Annotated in this window: 12 protein-coding genes and 2 tRNA genes; 6 read left to right on the top strand and 8 right to left on the bottom strand. The window is 71.5% G+C overall.

The features are described 5' to 3' along the window. Positions 1-105 precede the first annotated feature (105 nt). The 3 genes from hisN to ACFW6B_RS33080 all read left to right on the top strand — a co-directional run bounded on the left by hisN (position 106) and on the right by ACFW6B_RS33080 (position 2191). Positions 106-906, top strand: a complete 801-nt coding sequence (gene hisN / locus ACFW6B_RS33090; protein WP_386601970.1) for a histidinol-phosphatase — start codon at positions 106-108, stop codon at positions 904-906. A gap of 281 nt (positions 907-1187) precedes the next feature. Then, entirely contained in the window at positions 1188-1583 is a 396-nt protein-coding gene (locus ACFW6B_RS33085) for a cyclic nucleotide-binding/CBS domain-containing protein (protein WP_386601968.1), read from the top strand. 185 nt (positions 1584-1768) lie between these two features. Next, positions 1769-2191 carry a Fur family transcriptional regulator gene (locus ACFW6B_RS33080; RefSeq protein WP_386601966.1) on the top strand — a complete coding sequence of 141 codons (423 nt, stop codon included), beginning with the start codon at positions 1769-1771 and terminating at the stop codon, positions 2189-2191. A 210-nt stretch (positions 2192-2401) separates the two neighbouring features. Here the strand turns inward: ACFW6B_RS33080 and ACFW6B_RS33075 are convergent. The 4 genes from ACFW6B_RS33075 to ACFW6B_RS33060 form a co-directional block, all read right to left on the bottom strand. Then, positions 2402-2475: transfer RNA gene (locus tag ACFW6B_RS33075), tRNA-Met, on the bottom strand. A 167-nt stretch (positions 2476-2642) separates the two neighbouring features. Next, complete coding sequence (locus ACFW6B_RS33070) at positions 2643-4493, bottom strand: sel1 repeat family protein (RefSeq protein WP_386601964.1); 1851 nt, start codon at positions 4491-4493, stop codon at positions 2643-2645. Between the two features lie 227 nt (positions 4494-4720). Further along, positions 4721-4794, bottom strand: a tRNA-Met gene (locus ACFW6B_RS33065). A 43-nt stretch (positions 4795-4837) separates the two neighbouring features. Next, the gene (locus ACFW6B_RS33060; RefSeq protein ID WP_386602077.1) at positions 4838-7843 is read right to left on the bottom strand and encodes a UPF0182 family protein; all 3006 of its coding nucleotides are present in this window, start codon (positions 7841-7843) and stop codon (positions 4838-4840) included. Between the two features lie 163 nt (positions 7844-8006). On the opposite strand from ACFW6B_RS33060, the gene ACFW6B_RS33055 reads away from it, so the two are divergent. Then, entirely contained in the window at positions 8007-8549 is a 543-nt protein-coding gene (locus tag ACFW6B_RS33055; protein WP_386601962.1) for a PPA1309 family protein, read from the top strand. Between the two features lie 72 nt (positions 8550-8621). Here ACFW6B_RS33055 and ACFW6B_RS33050 read toward each other — a convergent pair whose 3' ends face one another. From ACFW6B_RS33050 to ACFW6B_RS33035, 4 genes are all read right to left on the bottom strand, one after another. After that, positions 8622-9719: a PDZ domain-containing protein gene (locus ACFW6B_RS33050; RefSeq protein WP_386601960.1), complete on the bottom strand. Its 1098-nt coding sequence runs from the start codon at positions 9717-9719 to the stop codon at positions 8622-8624. A 212-nt stretch (positions 9720-9931) separates the two neighbouring features. Then, positions 9932-10117: a hypothetical protein gene (locus ACFW6B_RS33045; RefSeq protein ID WP_386601958.1), complete on the bottom strand. Its 186-nt coding sequence runs from the start codon at positions 10115-10117 to the stop codon at positions 9932-9934. Positions 10118-10278: 161 nt separating this feature from the next. After that, complete coding sequence (locus tag ACFW6B_RS33040) at positions 10279-10740, bottom strand: molybdenum cofactor biosynthesis protein MoaE (protein ID WP_386601956.1); 462 nt, start codon at positions 10738-10740, stop codon at positions 10279-10281. A gap of 452 nt (positions 10741-11192) precedes the next feature. Continuing rightward, complete coding sequence (locus ACFW6B_RS33035) at positions 11193-12308, bottom strand: SDR family oxidoreductase (protein ID WP_386601954.1); 1116 nt, start codon at positions 12306-12308, stop codon at positions 11193-11195. Positions 12309-12497: 189 nt separating this feature from the next. Here ACFW6B_RS33035 and ACFW6B_RS33030 point away from each other — a divergent pair, with 189 nt between their 5' ends. Continuing rightward, positions 12498-13928, top strand: a complete 1431-nt coding sequence (locus ACFW6B_RS33030; protein ID WP_386601952.1) for a zinc-dependent metalloprotease — start codon at positions 12498-12500, stop codon at positions 13926-13928. Further along, the gene (locus ACFW6B_RS33025) at positions 13925-14446 is read left to right on the top strand and encodes an NUDIX hydrolase (protein WP_386601950.1); all 522 of its coding nucleotides are present in this window, start codon (positions 13925-13927) and stop codon (positions 14444-14446) included. Before ACFW6B_RS33030 ends, ACFW6B_RS33025 begins: the two co-directional genes overlap by 4 nt. Positions 14447-14561 lie beyond the last annotated feature (115 nt).

Below are 14561 nucleotides of genomic sequence, written 5' to 3'. Positions count from 1 at the left end.
AGCGCCGGGACGGGTCCCCCGTCGGCGCGCAGGCGCGGTCCCGCCCGGTGATCACCTGTCGGTCCCGTGTAGCCCCGTCCCGACACGGGCGGATACGGTTCACCCATGCCCGACTACCGCGATGACCTGCGCCTCGCCCATGTCCTGGCGGACGCCGCCGACGCCGCGACGATGGACCGTTTCAAGGCGCTCGACCTGAAGGTCGAGACCAAGCCGGACATGACGCCGGTGAGCGAGGCGGACAAGGCCGCCGAGGAACTCATCCGCGGCCATCTCCAGCGGGCCAGGCCGCGCGACGCGGTCCTCGGCGAGGAGTACGGGATCGAGGGCACGGGCCCGCGCCGCTGGGTCGTCGACCCGATCGACGGCACCAAGAACTACGTCCGCGGCGTGCCCGTGTGGGCCACGCTGATCTCCCTGATGGAGGCGGGCGAGGGCGGCTACCAGCCGGTCGTCGGCGTCGTCTCCGCCCCCGCGCTGGGCCGTCGCTGGTGGGCGGCGAAGGGGCACGGCGCGTTCACCGGGCGCAGCCTGTCCTCCGCGACCCGGCTGCGGGTGTCCAGCGTCTCCCGGATGTCCGACGCGTCCTTCGCGTACTCCTCGCTGTCCGGCTGGGAGGACCAGGGCCGTCTGGACGGTTTCCTCGATCTGACGAAGGCGGTCTGGCGCACCCGCGGTTACGGCGACTTCTGGCCGTACATGATGGTCGCCGAGGGCTCGGTCGACATCTGCGCCGAACCCGAGCTGTCGCTCTGGGACATGGCGGCGAACGCGATCATCGTGACCGAGGCGGGCGGCATGTTCACCGGCCTCGACGGACGCCCCGGCCCGCACAGCGGCAACGGGACCGCGTCGAACGGCCTCCTCCACGACGAGATGCTGGGGTATCTGAACCAGCGCTACTGACCGGCGGGCGGCCGGCGTGATGCGGTGACCGGCCGCGCGGCCGCCGCCCGGTGCCCTGCCGCGGGCGCGCCCGGGGAAGCGCCGGTGAGCGGCCCCGGCCGGCCCCGGGAGTGCCGAGCAACCCCGGGCGCCCCCGAACTCACGGCACGCGCCCCCTTGTTGACCCTCTCTTTAACTGCGACTCTGAGAGCTCCCCCACTTGTGAACTTGTGAACCGCTTCTCTTTGCGCTCCGTCCGGAGCCGGGGAGTCCGCGGCTCACCGAGGAGGTGGCTCCAGCCCATGCTCGTCCGCGACGCCATGAGCACGGTGGTCCTCACCATCGGCCCGGCACACACCCTCCGACAGGCGGCCCGCCTGATGTCCGCACGCCACGTCGGCGCGGCGGTGGTCCTCGACGAGGACTCCTCCGGCCTCGGCATCCTCACCGAGCGCGACATCCTCAACTCCCTCGCCCACGGCCAGAACCCGGACTCGGAGACCGCCGGCAGCCACACCACCACCGACGTCGTCTTCGCAGCGCCCACCTGGACCCTGGACGAGGCCGCGGCCGCGATGTCGCACGGCGGCTTCCGGCACCTGGTCGTACTCGACGGCGGCGGCCCGGTGGGCATCGTCTCGGTCCGCGACATCATCCGCTGCTGGGCACCCGTCCGGCAGCGCATACCGGCGGCCTGAGCGGACCCCGGATCCGACCCGAGCACCTCGGCGGGCCCGGCCCCCGGACAGATCACGGGGGCCGGGCCCGCCGCCCACGACGGGCGCGCCGGACTCCGCTCCGACATAGACACTGTCCAAGTCAGAGCATGATCTAAAATCACACCCGTTCGGGATCTGGTTCACCTGCTGTTACGCTGACCTGTATGAGTGACCTGTTGGAACGACTGCGCGGACGTGGATGGCGCATGACCGCGCAGCGACGTGTCGTGGCCGAGGTCCTCGACGGCGACCACGTCCATCTGACGGCCGACGAGGTGCACGCCCGCGCCGTCGCCAAGCTGCCCGAGATCTCCCGGGCGACCGTCTACAACACCCTGGGCGAGCTGGTCTCGCTCGGCGAGGTGCTGGAAGTCGCCACGGACAAGCGCGCCAAGCGGTACGACCCGAACGCGCACCATCCGCACCACCACCTGGTCTGCGCCCGCTGCGGGGCGATCCGCGACGTCCACCCGATCGGCAACCCGCTCGGCGACCTCCCCGACTCGGAGCGCTTCGGCTTCACCGTCTCGAACGTCGAGGTGACCTACCGGGGCGTCTGCCCCGACTGCGCGGCCATGGCGGCGTAGCAGCACGCGACGCCCTCGTGAGCACCCGAAAGCCCCGGCACGCCACGCGCGCCGGGGCTTTCTGCGACCGGCGGGCCGACCCCGGGCCGCGCGCCGTTCACCCCGCGCCGTTCACACGTGCCGTTCGCTGTTCGCTGCCGCGTTTCGGCGCCGGGCCCGCAAACGCACCGAGGGCCGGAATCCCTTCGGATTCCGGCCCTCGGCCTTCAGTAGCGGGGACAGGATTTGAACCTGCGACCTCTGGGTTATGAGCCCAGCGAGCTACCGAGCTGCTCCACCCCGCGTCGATGAACTGAACAGTACGTCAAGACCATGGCCGACGCAAATCCATTGGCGGAGCGAACCCCGGCCGGCCTCGGACCAGGTCGGCCGCCCCGCCCTCACACAGACAGCCCCGCCCTCACACGAACAGCCCCGCCCGCGTCCGGCCGGCATCCCGCCCGGCCGCCCCTCACGCGGACAGTTCCTCCCGCAGGGCGTCCCGCAGCCGTGCCGCCCGTTCGGCGACCTCCGCCGGCCCCAGCGACACCGCGCGGTCGGCCCAGCGCTGACCCTCGGCGAGTTCCCCGCGCCGCGCGTACACGAGCGCCAGTCTGAGCGCCGCCCGCCCGTGCCCCGCGTCGGCCGCGCGGGTCCACCACAGCGCCGCCTCCGGCTCGCTCCCCTCACGGGCCAGCAGCAGCCCGAGGTTGAAGGCGCCGTTGCGCGACCCCGCCTCCGCGGCCTCGCGGTACCAGCGAGCGGCCTCCACCACGTCGCCCCGCGCCGCGGCCAGCATCCCCACCCGCACCTGCGCGCGCCGGTGCCCCTGGGACGCGGCCCGCTCGTACCACTCCTCGCACTCGCTCTTCTCCTGCGCGGGCTCCCCGAGTTCGTGCGCGGGCGCCGGAGGCCGCCGGGCGTCGAGCACGGCGGCGAGCCGGTAGGCGGCCTCGGCGCTGCCCCCTCCAGCGGCGCACCGCAGATGCCGCTCGGCGGCCGGCTCGTCGCCCTCCCGCAGCCGCGCGATGCCCACCTGGAGCGCCGCCTCCGTGTGCCCGGCGGCGGCCGCGCGCTCGTACCACCGCAGCGCCGCGGCGTCGTCGCTCTCGGTAGCTCGTCCGGCGTGCAGGATGCCGAGGTTGAACGCGGCGTCCACGCTTCCGGCCTCGGCGGCCTTGGAGAACCACGGTTCGGCCCCGGCCGCGTCGCCGACCTGGAGCAGCAGGATCGCCAGGGCGTTGGCGGCCTCGCGGTGACCGGCGTACGCGGCCCTGCGGTACCACTGCTCGGCCTGCGCGGTCCGCCCCTGCTCGACGCAGAGCAGTGCGAGGTTGTACGCGCCGTTCACGTCGCCCGCGTCCATCGCGGCCCGGTACCACCGCTCGGCGGTCTGCGTCTCGCCCCGCTCGGCGTGCAGCGCGCCCAGCGCGTTGGCGGCGTTCCCGTCCCCGTCCTGCGCGGCCCGCAGCCACCAGACGGCGGCGCTGTCGGGGTCCCCGGCGTCGCGCAGCAGGAACCCGAGGGCGCACGCGGCCCGCGCTTCCCCGTCCTTGGCGGACGTCAGGTACCAGCGCCCGGCCTCCTTGAGATCACCTCGCTTCTCCAGGATCGCCCCGAGGTGCAGCGCGGCCCTGCGGTGCCCGCGCGCGGCGGCCTGCCGGTACCACTGCTCGGCGGCCTGCCCGGCGGCACCGATGACACCGTTGTCGCCCACGGCCTCGCCCGAATCCAGGGCTTTGCGGTCGAGCGAGCGCGCCAGCCGGTACGCGGCCTCGCGGTGCCCTCGTTCCGCGGCGGCCCGCATCCACTGCTCGGCACCCACGTCGCTACGATGCTCCAGCAGATCGGCGAGGGCGTACGCGCCCAGGGCGTGCCCCTGTTCGGCGGACTGGCGCAGCCAGTACTCGGCGGCGGGCTCGTCACCGCGCTCCCGGTGGTGCCGGCCGAGGGCGTGCGCGGCGGCGGCACTGCCGGCCACGGCGGCGATCCGCCACCATCCGGCGGCCTCGTCGGCGTATCCGCGCTGGTAGAGGAGGACACCCAGGTTGTTGGCGGCGGCACGGTCACCCGCGGCGGTGGCGGCGCGCAACTGCGGTTCGGCCGCGTCGAGATCGCCGCGGCGCAGCAGCATGGCCCCGAGGACGCTCATCGCCTCGACGTCGCCGGCCTCCGCGGCCGACCACTGGCGCGCCTCCTCGGCGGCCTCGCCGGTCTCGTCCCGGTCGGAAGGCTGTGTGAGATCCACAGGCTGCTCGAAGTCGACAGACTGCGCAAACCGCCCTGTATCCAACAGAGTTGCCTTGTCCCCCATAACGTCCATCGTCGCACCACCCGCAACCTGGGTACACCTGGTATACCGCAGCCAGTGAAGGTCACTTCAGCGTTTTGTCGACATGCCCACAGGGAGACAAGTCAAACACAGAACGCTCAACTCCCCTCGCATGTCGCGGCACTTCATGCGAGTGGCCAGGTCACCGGCGCTCCCCGGCGTGGCGTCACACGCCGAGGGCCCGGATCCATGAACTGGATCCGGGCCCTCGACTTCAGTAGCGGGGACAGGATTTGAACCTGCGACCTCTGGGTTATGAGCCCAGCGAGCTACCGAGCTGCTCCACCCCGCGCTGTTGTTCCTCAACCGTATCACGGCGCGGGGTGGGCCTCTGATCAGCCGCTTCCGGAGCCCTCCTCAGCGCTCGGGCCGGGACTGGGGCTGCTGCCGGAATCGCCGTTCTTGCCGGCGTCGCCACCGGTGTCCTTGTCGGCGTTCTTGTCGGCGTTCTTGTCGGTGTTCTTGTCCGCACCGGAACCGCCGGCGGCCTTGTCCGCCTCGGCCTGCGCGGCCTCGGCCTTCTTCAGCGCTTCCTCGAGGTTCTTCTGCGCCTCGCCGTACGCCTTCCAGTCGCCCTTCTTGAGGGCTTCCTGCCCCTCGTCGAAGGCTTTCTGCGCGTCGGCGAGCGCGGCCTGGACCGTCGGGTTGCCCGTCGCGGGCGGCTTCGGGGTGTCCTCCTCCGGCGGCGCGGTCGAACTCTCCGCCCCGAAGACCTTGTTGAGCGCCTCGCCCAGGGTGTCCTCGAAGGCGGTGTTGCCGCCGTAGGTCACCAGCACCTTGCGCAGCAACGGGTACTTGAGGTCGCCACCGCGGACGTAGACCGGTTCCACGTAGAGCAGTCCGCCGTCCAGCGGCACGGTCAGCAGGTTGCCGTACTCGACCTCCGAGTCGCCGCCTCTGAGGAGCCTGATGGACTCGGCGATGGACGGCTCGGAGTTGAACTGGCTCTGCACCCGCTTGGGTCCGTCGACCGTTCTGCCCGTCGGCAGCTTCAGAATGCTGATCTTGCCGTAATCGGGGGTCCCCGCCTCGGCGTTGACCGACACGAAGGCACTCAGGTTGTCACGGCCGTTCGGTGTCATCGTCGTCGTCAGCGAGAACGCCTGCGACGACTCTCCCGGCAGCTTCATGCTCAGGTAGTACGGAGGCACCGCGCTGCCCGACTTGTTGGTCGGGTCGTCCGGGACCTGCCACACCTCGCTGCCGCTCAGGAACGTCTGGGCGTCCCTGACGTGGTAGCGGGTGAGCAGTTCGCGCTGGACCTTGAACAGGTCCTGCGGGTACCGGAGATGGGCCAGCAGGTCCGGCGAGATCGACTTCTTCGACTCCACCGTGTCCGGGAACGCCTTCATCCAGGTCTTCAGAACCGGGTCCTCGGTGTCCCACTGGTAGAGCTTGACCGCGCCGGTGTACGCGTCGACGGTCGCCTTCACCGAGTTGCGGATGTAGTTGACCTGGTTCTGCTGGGCCACCACCGCGCGCTGGTCGTTGGCCGCCGTCAGCGAGTCCGCCGTGGTGTCGCCGAGCGTGGTGCGCGAGGCGTACGGATAGCCGTTGGTGGTGGTGTACGCGTCGACGATCCACTGGATCTTCCCGTCGACGACCGCCGGGTAGGCGTCGCCGTCGATGGTCAGCCAGGGCGCGACGGCCTCGACCCGCTCCTTGGGGGTGCGGTTGTAGAGGATCCGCGAACCCTCGCCGATCGCGCCCGAGTACAGGATCTGCGGTTCGCCGAACGCCACCGCGTACGCGGCCCGGTTGACCGGACCCGCGAGACTGACCCCGCTCTTGCCCTGGTAGCTGGTGGTCTTCTCACCGCTGTCGTCGGAGTAGTCGATCTCCTTCTGGGGACCGCCGACGATCGAGTACTGGGTGGTCTTCTCGCCGTAGTAGACCTGCTGCTTGTACGAGCCGAGGTCGCCCTTGGACGGCAGGTTGTACTCGGTGAAGACCGGGCGGCCCTCGCTGTCGGCCTCGGTGCCCTTGGCCGCGACGACGCCGTATCCGTGGGTGTACCGGAAGTGGTCGTTGATCCAGTTGTTCTTCGGGATGCCCGCGAGGTTCAGTTCGCGCAGACCGAGGACGGTGTCCTGCTCCTTGCCGTCCTTGCTGTACCGGTCGACGTCCAGGTTCGAGGGGAAGGCGTAGTAGTTCCGCACCTGCTGGAGCTGCTGGAAGGTCGGCGACACGATGTTCGGGTCCATGAGCCGGATGCTCGCGACGGTGTCGGCGTCGTCACGGAGTTCGGCCTTGTCCTCGGTGTCGCTCGCCCCCGGGTAGTCCTGCACGGCGGTGCCGGCGATCCCGTACGCCTCTCGGGTCGCCTTGAGGTTCTTCTCGACGTACGGCGCTTCCTTGGCCTGCTCGTTGGGCTCGACCTGGAACTTCTGGACTATCGCGGGGTACAGGCCCCCGATGAGGACGGCCGAGAGCACCATGAGGCCGAAGCCGATCACGGGGAGCTGCCAGGTACGCCGCCACAGCGTCGCGAAGAAGAGCAGCGCGCAGATGACGGCGATGCAGAACAGGATCGTCTTGGCGGGCAGGTACGCGTTCGCGTCGACGTACCGCAGGCCCGTCCAGTTGCCGGTCGCCTTGAAGTCGCTGGACTTCACCGCGAGTCCGTACCGGTCGAGCCAGTAGGCGACCGCCTTCAGGGCGACGAAGACGCCGAGGAGCACCGAGAGATGTCCGGTGGCCGCGGCCGTGGCACGCGCTCCGGGGCTGGTGACCCGCAGACCGCCGTACAGGTAGTGCGTGAGCGCGGCGGCGATCAGCGAGAGCACGGCCGCGGCGAAGCCGAAGCCGAGCAGGAAGCGGTACCAGGGCAGGTCGAAGGCGTAGAACGAGACGTCGAGGTGGAACTGGGGGTCCTTCTGTCCGAAGGAAACTCCGTTCACCCACATCAGCCACGTGCGCCACTGGCCCGAGGCGGAGGCGCCGGCGATCAGCCCCACCAGGGACGTGATCGCGAGCAGCAGCCAGCGCTTGTAGGGCGCGATGCCCATGCGGTACCGGTCGAGGCTCTGCTGCTCCATCGACATGGCGCTCAGCGGCGGGCGCAGCCGGTGCGCCAGCCAGATGTTGAAGCCCACCGCGGCCGCCATCAGCAGACCGAAGACGAAGAAGAGCCCTATCTTGGTCCACAGGGTGGTGGTGAAGACCGACGAATAGTGGACCGAGCGGTACCAGAGCCAGTCCGTCCAGAACCCCGCGAACATGACGAAGGCCATGGCCAGCACGGCCAGCACGCCCAGTGTCATGAGCAGGGTCCGGACACGCCGGGACGGCTGGCCCACTCTGATCCGTGGCCCCGTCGGGCCTCCGCCGCGGTCCGGCATCTGGAAAGCCAAGGTGCGCACCTCGAAGTCGCTGTCGATTCCGTCCGGCCCCCATGTCGGTGGGCCGTCGGCGAGGCTCCTGAACGAGGAGCCTCATCTATGCAACTTACTCACGCTTTACTCGGTTCCCGATTCAGGTCACGAACGAGGCAGGATTGTGACCATGTCCAACACTCCCATGGCAGCGAGCCCCCTGACCCGGGCCGTACTCGAGATCGACGAGTACGCCTCCGGCCTCGGCTGGGACCAGCCCGCCCGCCTCTTCGCCCTCGTAGACACCGCACGGCTGCGGGCCAAGGAACCCGGCCTCGCAGCTCAGCTCGGCCTGGAGCACGAACAGGAGACCTCCGGTCTCACCCCCGTCGAGCAGGAGGAGATCCCTTCGGGCAAGCCCCTGGACGAGTTCCTCGGCACCATCGCCTGGCCCGACGCCGTCGTCGGCTGCGCGCTCACCGTGGAGCGGCTGATGCTGCCGCCGTCCGCGGAGAACTCGGTCCCGGAGGGGCTGAGCGGCAAGAAGCTCACCCAGTGGGTCGCCGCGCACCCGGACCGCCAGGAGGTGCGGATGACGGTCGGTGTCCTGCGCGACGGCACCCGGGACTCGGCGCTGCGGCTGCGCGAGAAGGACGCTGCGACGGAGGTGCTCACGGGCGCGGGCCTCGTTCCGGGCCTCGCGGACGCGCTGTCGGCGACGTTCGCGGACTGATCCGCGCACGGACGTGGCCGGGGGCGCCCCGCACACCGCGGGGCGCCCCCGGCCACGGACGAGCGGTGTCCGTCAGCCCTTGACGGTGCACTTGGGCAGGTCGGAGGTCCGGCCCGCGCTGATGTCCTCGAGTGCCTTCGTCGCGTCGCCGAGGGTGTCGACCTTGACGAGCCTGAGCCCCTCGGGGGTGTCCTTGGCGGCCTCGGCGCAGTTGTCCTTGGGCGTCAGGAAGTACTGGGCGCCCTTGTTGCGCGCGCCGACCGTCTTCATGTCGATGCCGCCGATCGGGCCGACCTTGCCGTTGTCGTCGATGGTGCCGGTGCCGGCCACGAACTTGCCTCCGGTGAGGTTGCCCGGAGTGAGCTTGTCCACGATGCCGAGCGAGAACATCAGACCCGCGCTCGGGCCGCCGACGTCGGCGAGCTTGATGTCGATGGTGAACGGGAACGTGTGGTCGGTCCCGGCCGATATCCCGACGATGGCACGGTCGGTGCCCTCGTCGTCGGACTTGGCCGTGGTGATCGTCACGTCCTTGGTCGTGGTCGCCGTCGTGTGCTCCTTCTCGGCGGCGGCCTGCTCCTTGGCGGGCACGATCGTGAACACGGCCTTCTCGCCCGGCTTGTGCTTGGTGACGAGTTTCGCGACGTCGTCGGGCGCCTTCACGGCCGTACCGTCGACGGCCTTGATGACGTCACCGGCGTGCAGCCGCCCCTCGGACGGAGAGGCCTTGACCACGGTGGAGACGATCACCCAGGACTTCACGGGGATGCCCAGTTCCTTCAGGGCGGACACCTTGGCGCTCTCCTGGGACTGGCTGAACTCCTCGGCGTTCTCCTGCGTCGACTCCTGCTCGGTCTTGCCGTTCGGGTAGAGCGTGTCGTGCGGCACGATCTTGCTGTCGTGCGCCAGCCATCCGTACACGGCCTCGACGAGGTTCATGTTGTAGTCGGCGCTCGTGACACGGACCGTGGTCATGTTCAGATGGCCGGTCGTCGGGTACGTCTTGCGGCCCGAGATCTGCAGCACCGGCTCACCGTCGTGGTCACCCAGCGTGTTCACCGTGGGACCCGGTGACATCTCCGAGTACGGCACTTTGATGAACACTCCCGCGCACAGGAGCGCGATCAGGATCAGAGTGGAGGCGAGCATCGTCGCGGTGCGGCGTGGCATGGAACGACAGTACGGGACGGTGGTGTAAGCGCACCGTCGGGGCCGTCCGTACGTGGCCGGTCCGGAACGCGCCCGAAAGGCACGAACGCCGCGTTCCGGACGGTGCTCCGGAGCGTTCCGTACGGTTCCGGGTCCCCGCTCCGAGGACGCCCGGAGCGGGACGCTGTCCGCCGGGCCCCGGCCTCGCCGCGCGGGCGCGGGCCTCGCGGACCTCAGGCCGCGTCGGAGTGGGTCTTCTCCGGGACGCCGGTCCGCTCCATGGCCTCACGGAAACGCATGTAGCCGGCGAGCTCGACCCCGTCCCCCGCCGCCTTGCGATTCCGGCCGGCCCAACTGCCCCACAGACCGGCACCGATCGCGGCCATCAGCGGAATCAGCAACCAGGCAAGCGCCGCCATGTCGACCTCCCAACCCCACGAACGACCGCAACTGAGTGATCAGCAGATTAACCATCCGCAGCATCAACGCTCACGGCAGGGCCCTGGTTACGCAACCGGACGACGCCGGCGTGTCGGCCGTGCGCCGACGAGTGCCCGGGCGCCGGGGAATCCGGCCGGTCTCAGCAGGCGCCGACCCATTCCTGCGAGCCGTCGGAGAACCTCTGGTGCTTCCAGATCGGCACCTCGTGCTTGAGGTCGTCGATGAGCATGCGGCAGGCCTCGAAGGCCTCGCCCCGGTGCGGGCACGACACGGCGACGACCACGGCCAGGTCGCCGACGCGCAGGTCGCCCACCCGGTGAACGGCGGCCAGCGCCCGCACCGGATAGGCGGCGGCCACCTTCTCCGCGACGCGGCGCATCTCCGCCTCGGCGCTGGGATGGGACGAGTAGGCGAGCTCGTCGACGTCGGCGCCCCCGTCATGGTTCCGCACGGTCCCCACGAACAACGCGGTCCCGCCGGCGGCGTCGTCCCCCACGGCCTTGAAGACCTCGTCCAGGGAGAGCGGCTCGTCGCGGATCGCGAGCAGCCGGATCGGGTCCTGGGCGGCCCGCTCGCCGGGGTGGTCATAGGTAGGTGCCATGCCCCCATCGTGCCGCACCCCGCCGACACCGTGGAACGCGGCTCTCACCCGGCACGCGCGCGTACCGCCCGAAACCCTCCGCCGGAAGCCCTCCGGCCCCACGGTCCCGGCCCGCACGACGACCCGGCTCGGCGAAGCCCGGTCCGGCATGAAGGGACCCGGCCCGGCACGGGCAGGTACGACACGACCTGGCGCGGCGCGGTCCGGTACCGCATGCCCCGGTGCCGGACAGCCCTGCGCCGCGCGGTCCCGTGCCGCGCGGTTCGGCGTGGTGGGTCCGGCACGGTCCCGGTCGGACACGGCGCGGTCCGGCCTGCCCCGGCACGGCCCGGCGTGGTCCCGCGGAGCCCGGCCGGGCCTGCTCGACCCGGCCCGGCACGGCCCGGGCGACCCGCCGAGGGCCGGCGCACCGCCGCCGTTCACCCCGTTGCCGCAACGGCGCGCCCCCGGTGTCAGAACCTGCGCCGGGCCTTCCGCGCCCGGCGGACGACCGCCGCCGCGCCCAGCAGGGCCACCGTGGCGCCCGCGGCGCCCGCCGCGGTCGCGTCCTTGCGCCCCAGCCGCCGGCCGGCCACCGTGTGCCGCCCCGCGACCTCCTCCAGCAGCTCCGCCAGGACCTCCTCGTTGGTCCAGCGCGGCCGCCACCCGGCATCGTGCAGACGGCTCCCGCTCACCACCCAGGGGTACATCGTGTAGGCGAGGTCACCGGCGGGCGAGGGAGTGAGCCCGATCCGGTGGAGCCGGGCGGCGGCGCCCAGCGCGACCGCGGACGGCAGCTCCATCCGCCGGATCCCGCTCAGCTCCTCCACCTCCTCCTGCTCCAGCCATCCGTCGCACCCGACGGCCAGCTCGCCCTCGACCTTCTCGACGACCGCGTACTCCAGCGCGGCGCACAGGTCCTCGACGTGACAGAACTGCCAGGCGGGCCTCGACCCCGCCACCACGAGCAGCCGGGGGGACTCGAAGTACCTGGTCAGCGCGGTGTCCGTACCGCCGCCGACGAGTACCGCGGGTCGTACGACGGTCACGTTCAGCCCGGGGTGGGCCCGCGGCGCGCGGCGCGCGAGCCGCTCGATCTCCAGCAGGTCGCCGACGCCCGTCGCCTCGGCGGTCGCCCGCAGCTCGGCGTCCTCGGACAGGGGCAGCTCGTTGTCGGGCAGGGCTCCGTAGACCATCGCCGACGTGCACAGCACGACCCGGCGGACCCCGGCCGCCGCGGCGGCGGTCAGCACGGTCTGCGTCCCCCGGACGTTGTAGGCGGTCCTGGCCGCTGCGTCCGTCTCCAGGTCGAGGTCGAGCGCCAAATGGACCACGACGTCGGCGCCGCGCAGCTTCTCGGCGATCGCGGGGTCCCGGACGTCCAGGATGTGCCACTGGGCGTCGGCGCACTCGCCGCGCCGCTCGTCGATGGCGACGACCCGCTTGATCTCCTCGCTGGCGGCCAGCCGCTCGGTGAGCAGCGCTCCCACACCGGCCGCCGCGCCGGTGACCGCGACGACGGGGCCGCGCGAGGCTGGGCTGGTTGAGTGGTTTCGCGCTGCGCGAACCTGCGGATCTGGGGAACTCACCGGGCGTCTCCAGCGGTTGTCTTCAGTAATGGGCGCGTGTGACGCGCCCCTACCAGGTGGCATCCATCCTGCCGCAGGCGACGAGTCGGCGAAGCACCGAGGCCCGATCGGGTTCTGGTGTCTACGCTGGGTGGTGTTGTGGGCAGCCGCCGTCGGACGAACCGGCGGCCTTACCAGCCGAGGAATCCCGTGAGTGACACCCCATTCGGATTCGGCCTTCCGCCGGAGGAGCCGGAGAGCGGCGACGAGGGCAAGAAGAAGGACCAGCAGGGCGGTGGTGGTCAGGGACCGTTCGGTTTCGGGCTGCCCGGAGCCGGTGGCCCCGGAGCCGACAATCCGCTCGCAGCCATGTTCGGTTCGATGAACCCCAACGACCTGGGCGCCGCGTTCCAGCAGCTGGGGCAGATGCTCTCGTACGAGGGCGGCCCGGTGAACTGGGACATGGCCAAGCAGATCGCCCGGCAGACGGTCGCGCAGGGCACCTCCGACGGCAAGAAGGACGCGAGCGTCGGACACTCCGAGCGGCTGGCGGTCGAGGAGGCCGTCCGGCTGGCCGACCTGTGGCTGGACGACGCGACGTCCCTGCCCTCCGGCGCGGCCTCCGCGCTGGCCTGGAGCCGGGCGGAGTGGGTCGAGGCGACCCTGCCGGTGTGGAAGGAACTCGTCGACCCGGTCGCCGAGCGCGTCGGCGCGGCCATGGGCGATGTGCTGCCGGAGGAGATGCAGGCCATGGCGGGCCCGCTGATCGGCATGATGCGCTCCATGGGCGGCGCCATGTTCGGCACGCAGATCGGCCAGGCCGTGGGCGTGCTCGCGGGCGAGGTCGTCGGCTCGACCGACATCGGTCTGCCGCTCGGCCCGGTCGGCAAGGCCGCGCTGCTGCCGCTGAACATCCAGTCGTTCGGCAAGGACCTGAGCGTCCCCCAGGAGGAGGTGCGGCTCTACCTCGCCCTGCGCGAGGCCGCCCACCAGCGTCTCTTCGCCCACGTGCCGTGGCTGCGCTCGCACCTGTTCGGCGCTGTCGAGGGATACGCGCGCGGGATCAAGGTCGACACCGCGAAGCTGGAGGACGTGGTCGGCCAGTTCGACCCGCAGAACCCCGAGGAGCTGCAGCAGGCGCTCCAGCAGGGCATGTTCCAGCCGGAGGACACGCCGGAGCAGAAGGCCGCGCTGGCCCGTCTGGAGACGGCGCTCGCGCTGGTCGAGGGATGGGTGGACGCGGTCGTGCACTCGGCGGCCAAGCCGCGGCTCGCGTCGGCCGACGCGCTGCGCGAGACGCTGCGCCGCCGCCGCGCCACGGGCGGTCCCGCCGAGCAGACGTTCGCCACGCTGATCGGTCTGGAGCTGCGCCCGCGCCGGCTTCGCGACGCCTCGCGGCTGTGGGCCTCGCTCACCGACGCGCGCGGTGTGGACGGCAGGGACGGCCTGTGGGCCCACCCGGACATGCTGCCGAACGCGTCCGACCTGGACGACCCGGACGGCTTCGTGCACCGCGAGCACATGGACTTCTCCGAGCTCGACAAGATGCTCGGCGAGGCCGCGAGCGGCAGCGCCGAGAAGCCCGACCTGAAGAAGAAGGACGACTCCGGGGACGCCGGCGAGGGCGACGGCGCCGAGTGAGTCTGCACGACGACGCGGTCCTCGTGCTGAAGGGCCACGAGGGCCACGAAGAGCTGCGCCAGGTCTATCTGGACCACCTGTCCGGGCATCCGGACGGGATGTGGAAGTCCTGCCACGCCGGGCACCTCACGGCGAGCGCCCTGGTGATCGATCCGTCACGCGGCCGTGTGCTGCTGACGCTGCACCGCAAGCTCCGGATGTGGCTGCAGATGGGCGGGCACTGCGAGCCGGGTGACGCGACCCTGGCCGCGGCCGCCCTGCGCGAGGCGGAGGAGGAGTCGGGCATCACGGGCCTGACCCTGCTGCCGGGCGGACCGGTGACGCTGGACCGGCACCCCATCCCGGCGCCGTGCCACTGGCACCTGGACGTCCAGTACGCCGCCCTCGCCCCGGCCGACGCCGTCGAGACCATCAGCGAGGAGTCCCTGGACCTGCGGTGGTTCGCGTACGACGAGGTCGCGGCGGCGGCCGACGACTCGGTCGTACGGCTCCTGGAGGGGGCCCGCGCCCGGCTGTGACCGGCGCGGGGGCACCCGACGGGTGAGGGGGGGGCCCCCCCCGCGGGCGCCCCCCACCCCCCCCCCCCCCCCGGGCCCCCCGGGCCCCCCCCCCTTCCGGGTCGCTCCCGTGGCT

This window comes from Streptomyces sp. NPDC058751, assembly GCF_042746485.1.
Lineage (GTDB): Bacteria > Actinomycetota > Actinomycetes > Streptomycetales > Streptomycetaceae > Streptomyces.
This window is presented reverse-complemented; position numbering and strand designations above follow the sequence as displayed.

Bases quoted from the DNA above. Each gene is read 5' to 3' on its own strand.
- hisN (WP_386601970.1), top strand. From the start codon at position 106: ATGCCCGACTACCGCGATGACCTGCGCCTCGCCCATGTCCTGGCGGAC.
- ACFW6B_RS33085 (WP_386601968.1), top strand. From the start codon at position 1,188: ATGCTCGTCCGCGACGCCATGAGCACGGTGGTCCTCACCATCGGCCCG.
- ACFW6B_RS33080 (WP_386601966.1), top strand. From the start codon at position 1,769: ATGAGTGACCTGTTGGAACGACTGCGCGGACGTGGATGGCGCATGACC.
- ACFW6B_RS33070 (WP_386601964.1), bottom strand. From the start codon at position 4,493: ATGGACGTTATGGGGGACAAGGCAACTCTGTTGGATACAGGGCGGTTT.
- ACFW6B_RS33060 (WP_386602077.1), bottom strand. From the start codon at position 7,843: ATGCCGGACCGCGGCGGAGGCCCGACGGGGCCACGGATCAGAGTGGGC.
- ACFW6B_RS33055 (WP_386601962.1), top strand. From the start codon at position 8,007: ATGTCCAACACTCCCATGGCAGCGAGCCCCCTGACCCGGGCCGTACTC.
- ACFW6B_RS33050 (WP_386601960.1), bottom strand. From the start codon at position 9,719: ATGCCACGCCGCACCGCGACGATGCTCGCCTCCACTCTGATCCTGATC.
- ACFW6B_RS33045 (WP_386601958.1), bottom strand. From the start codon at position 10,117: ATGGCGGCGCTTGCCTGGTTGCTGATTCCGCTGATGGCCGCGATCGGT.
- ACFW6B_RS33040 (WP_386601956.1), bottom strand. From the start codon at position 10,740: ATGGCACCTACCTATGACCACCCCGGCGAGCGGGCCGCCCAGGACCCG.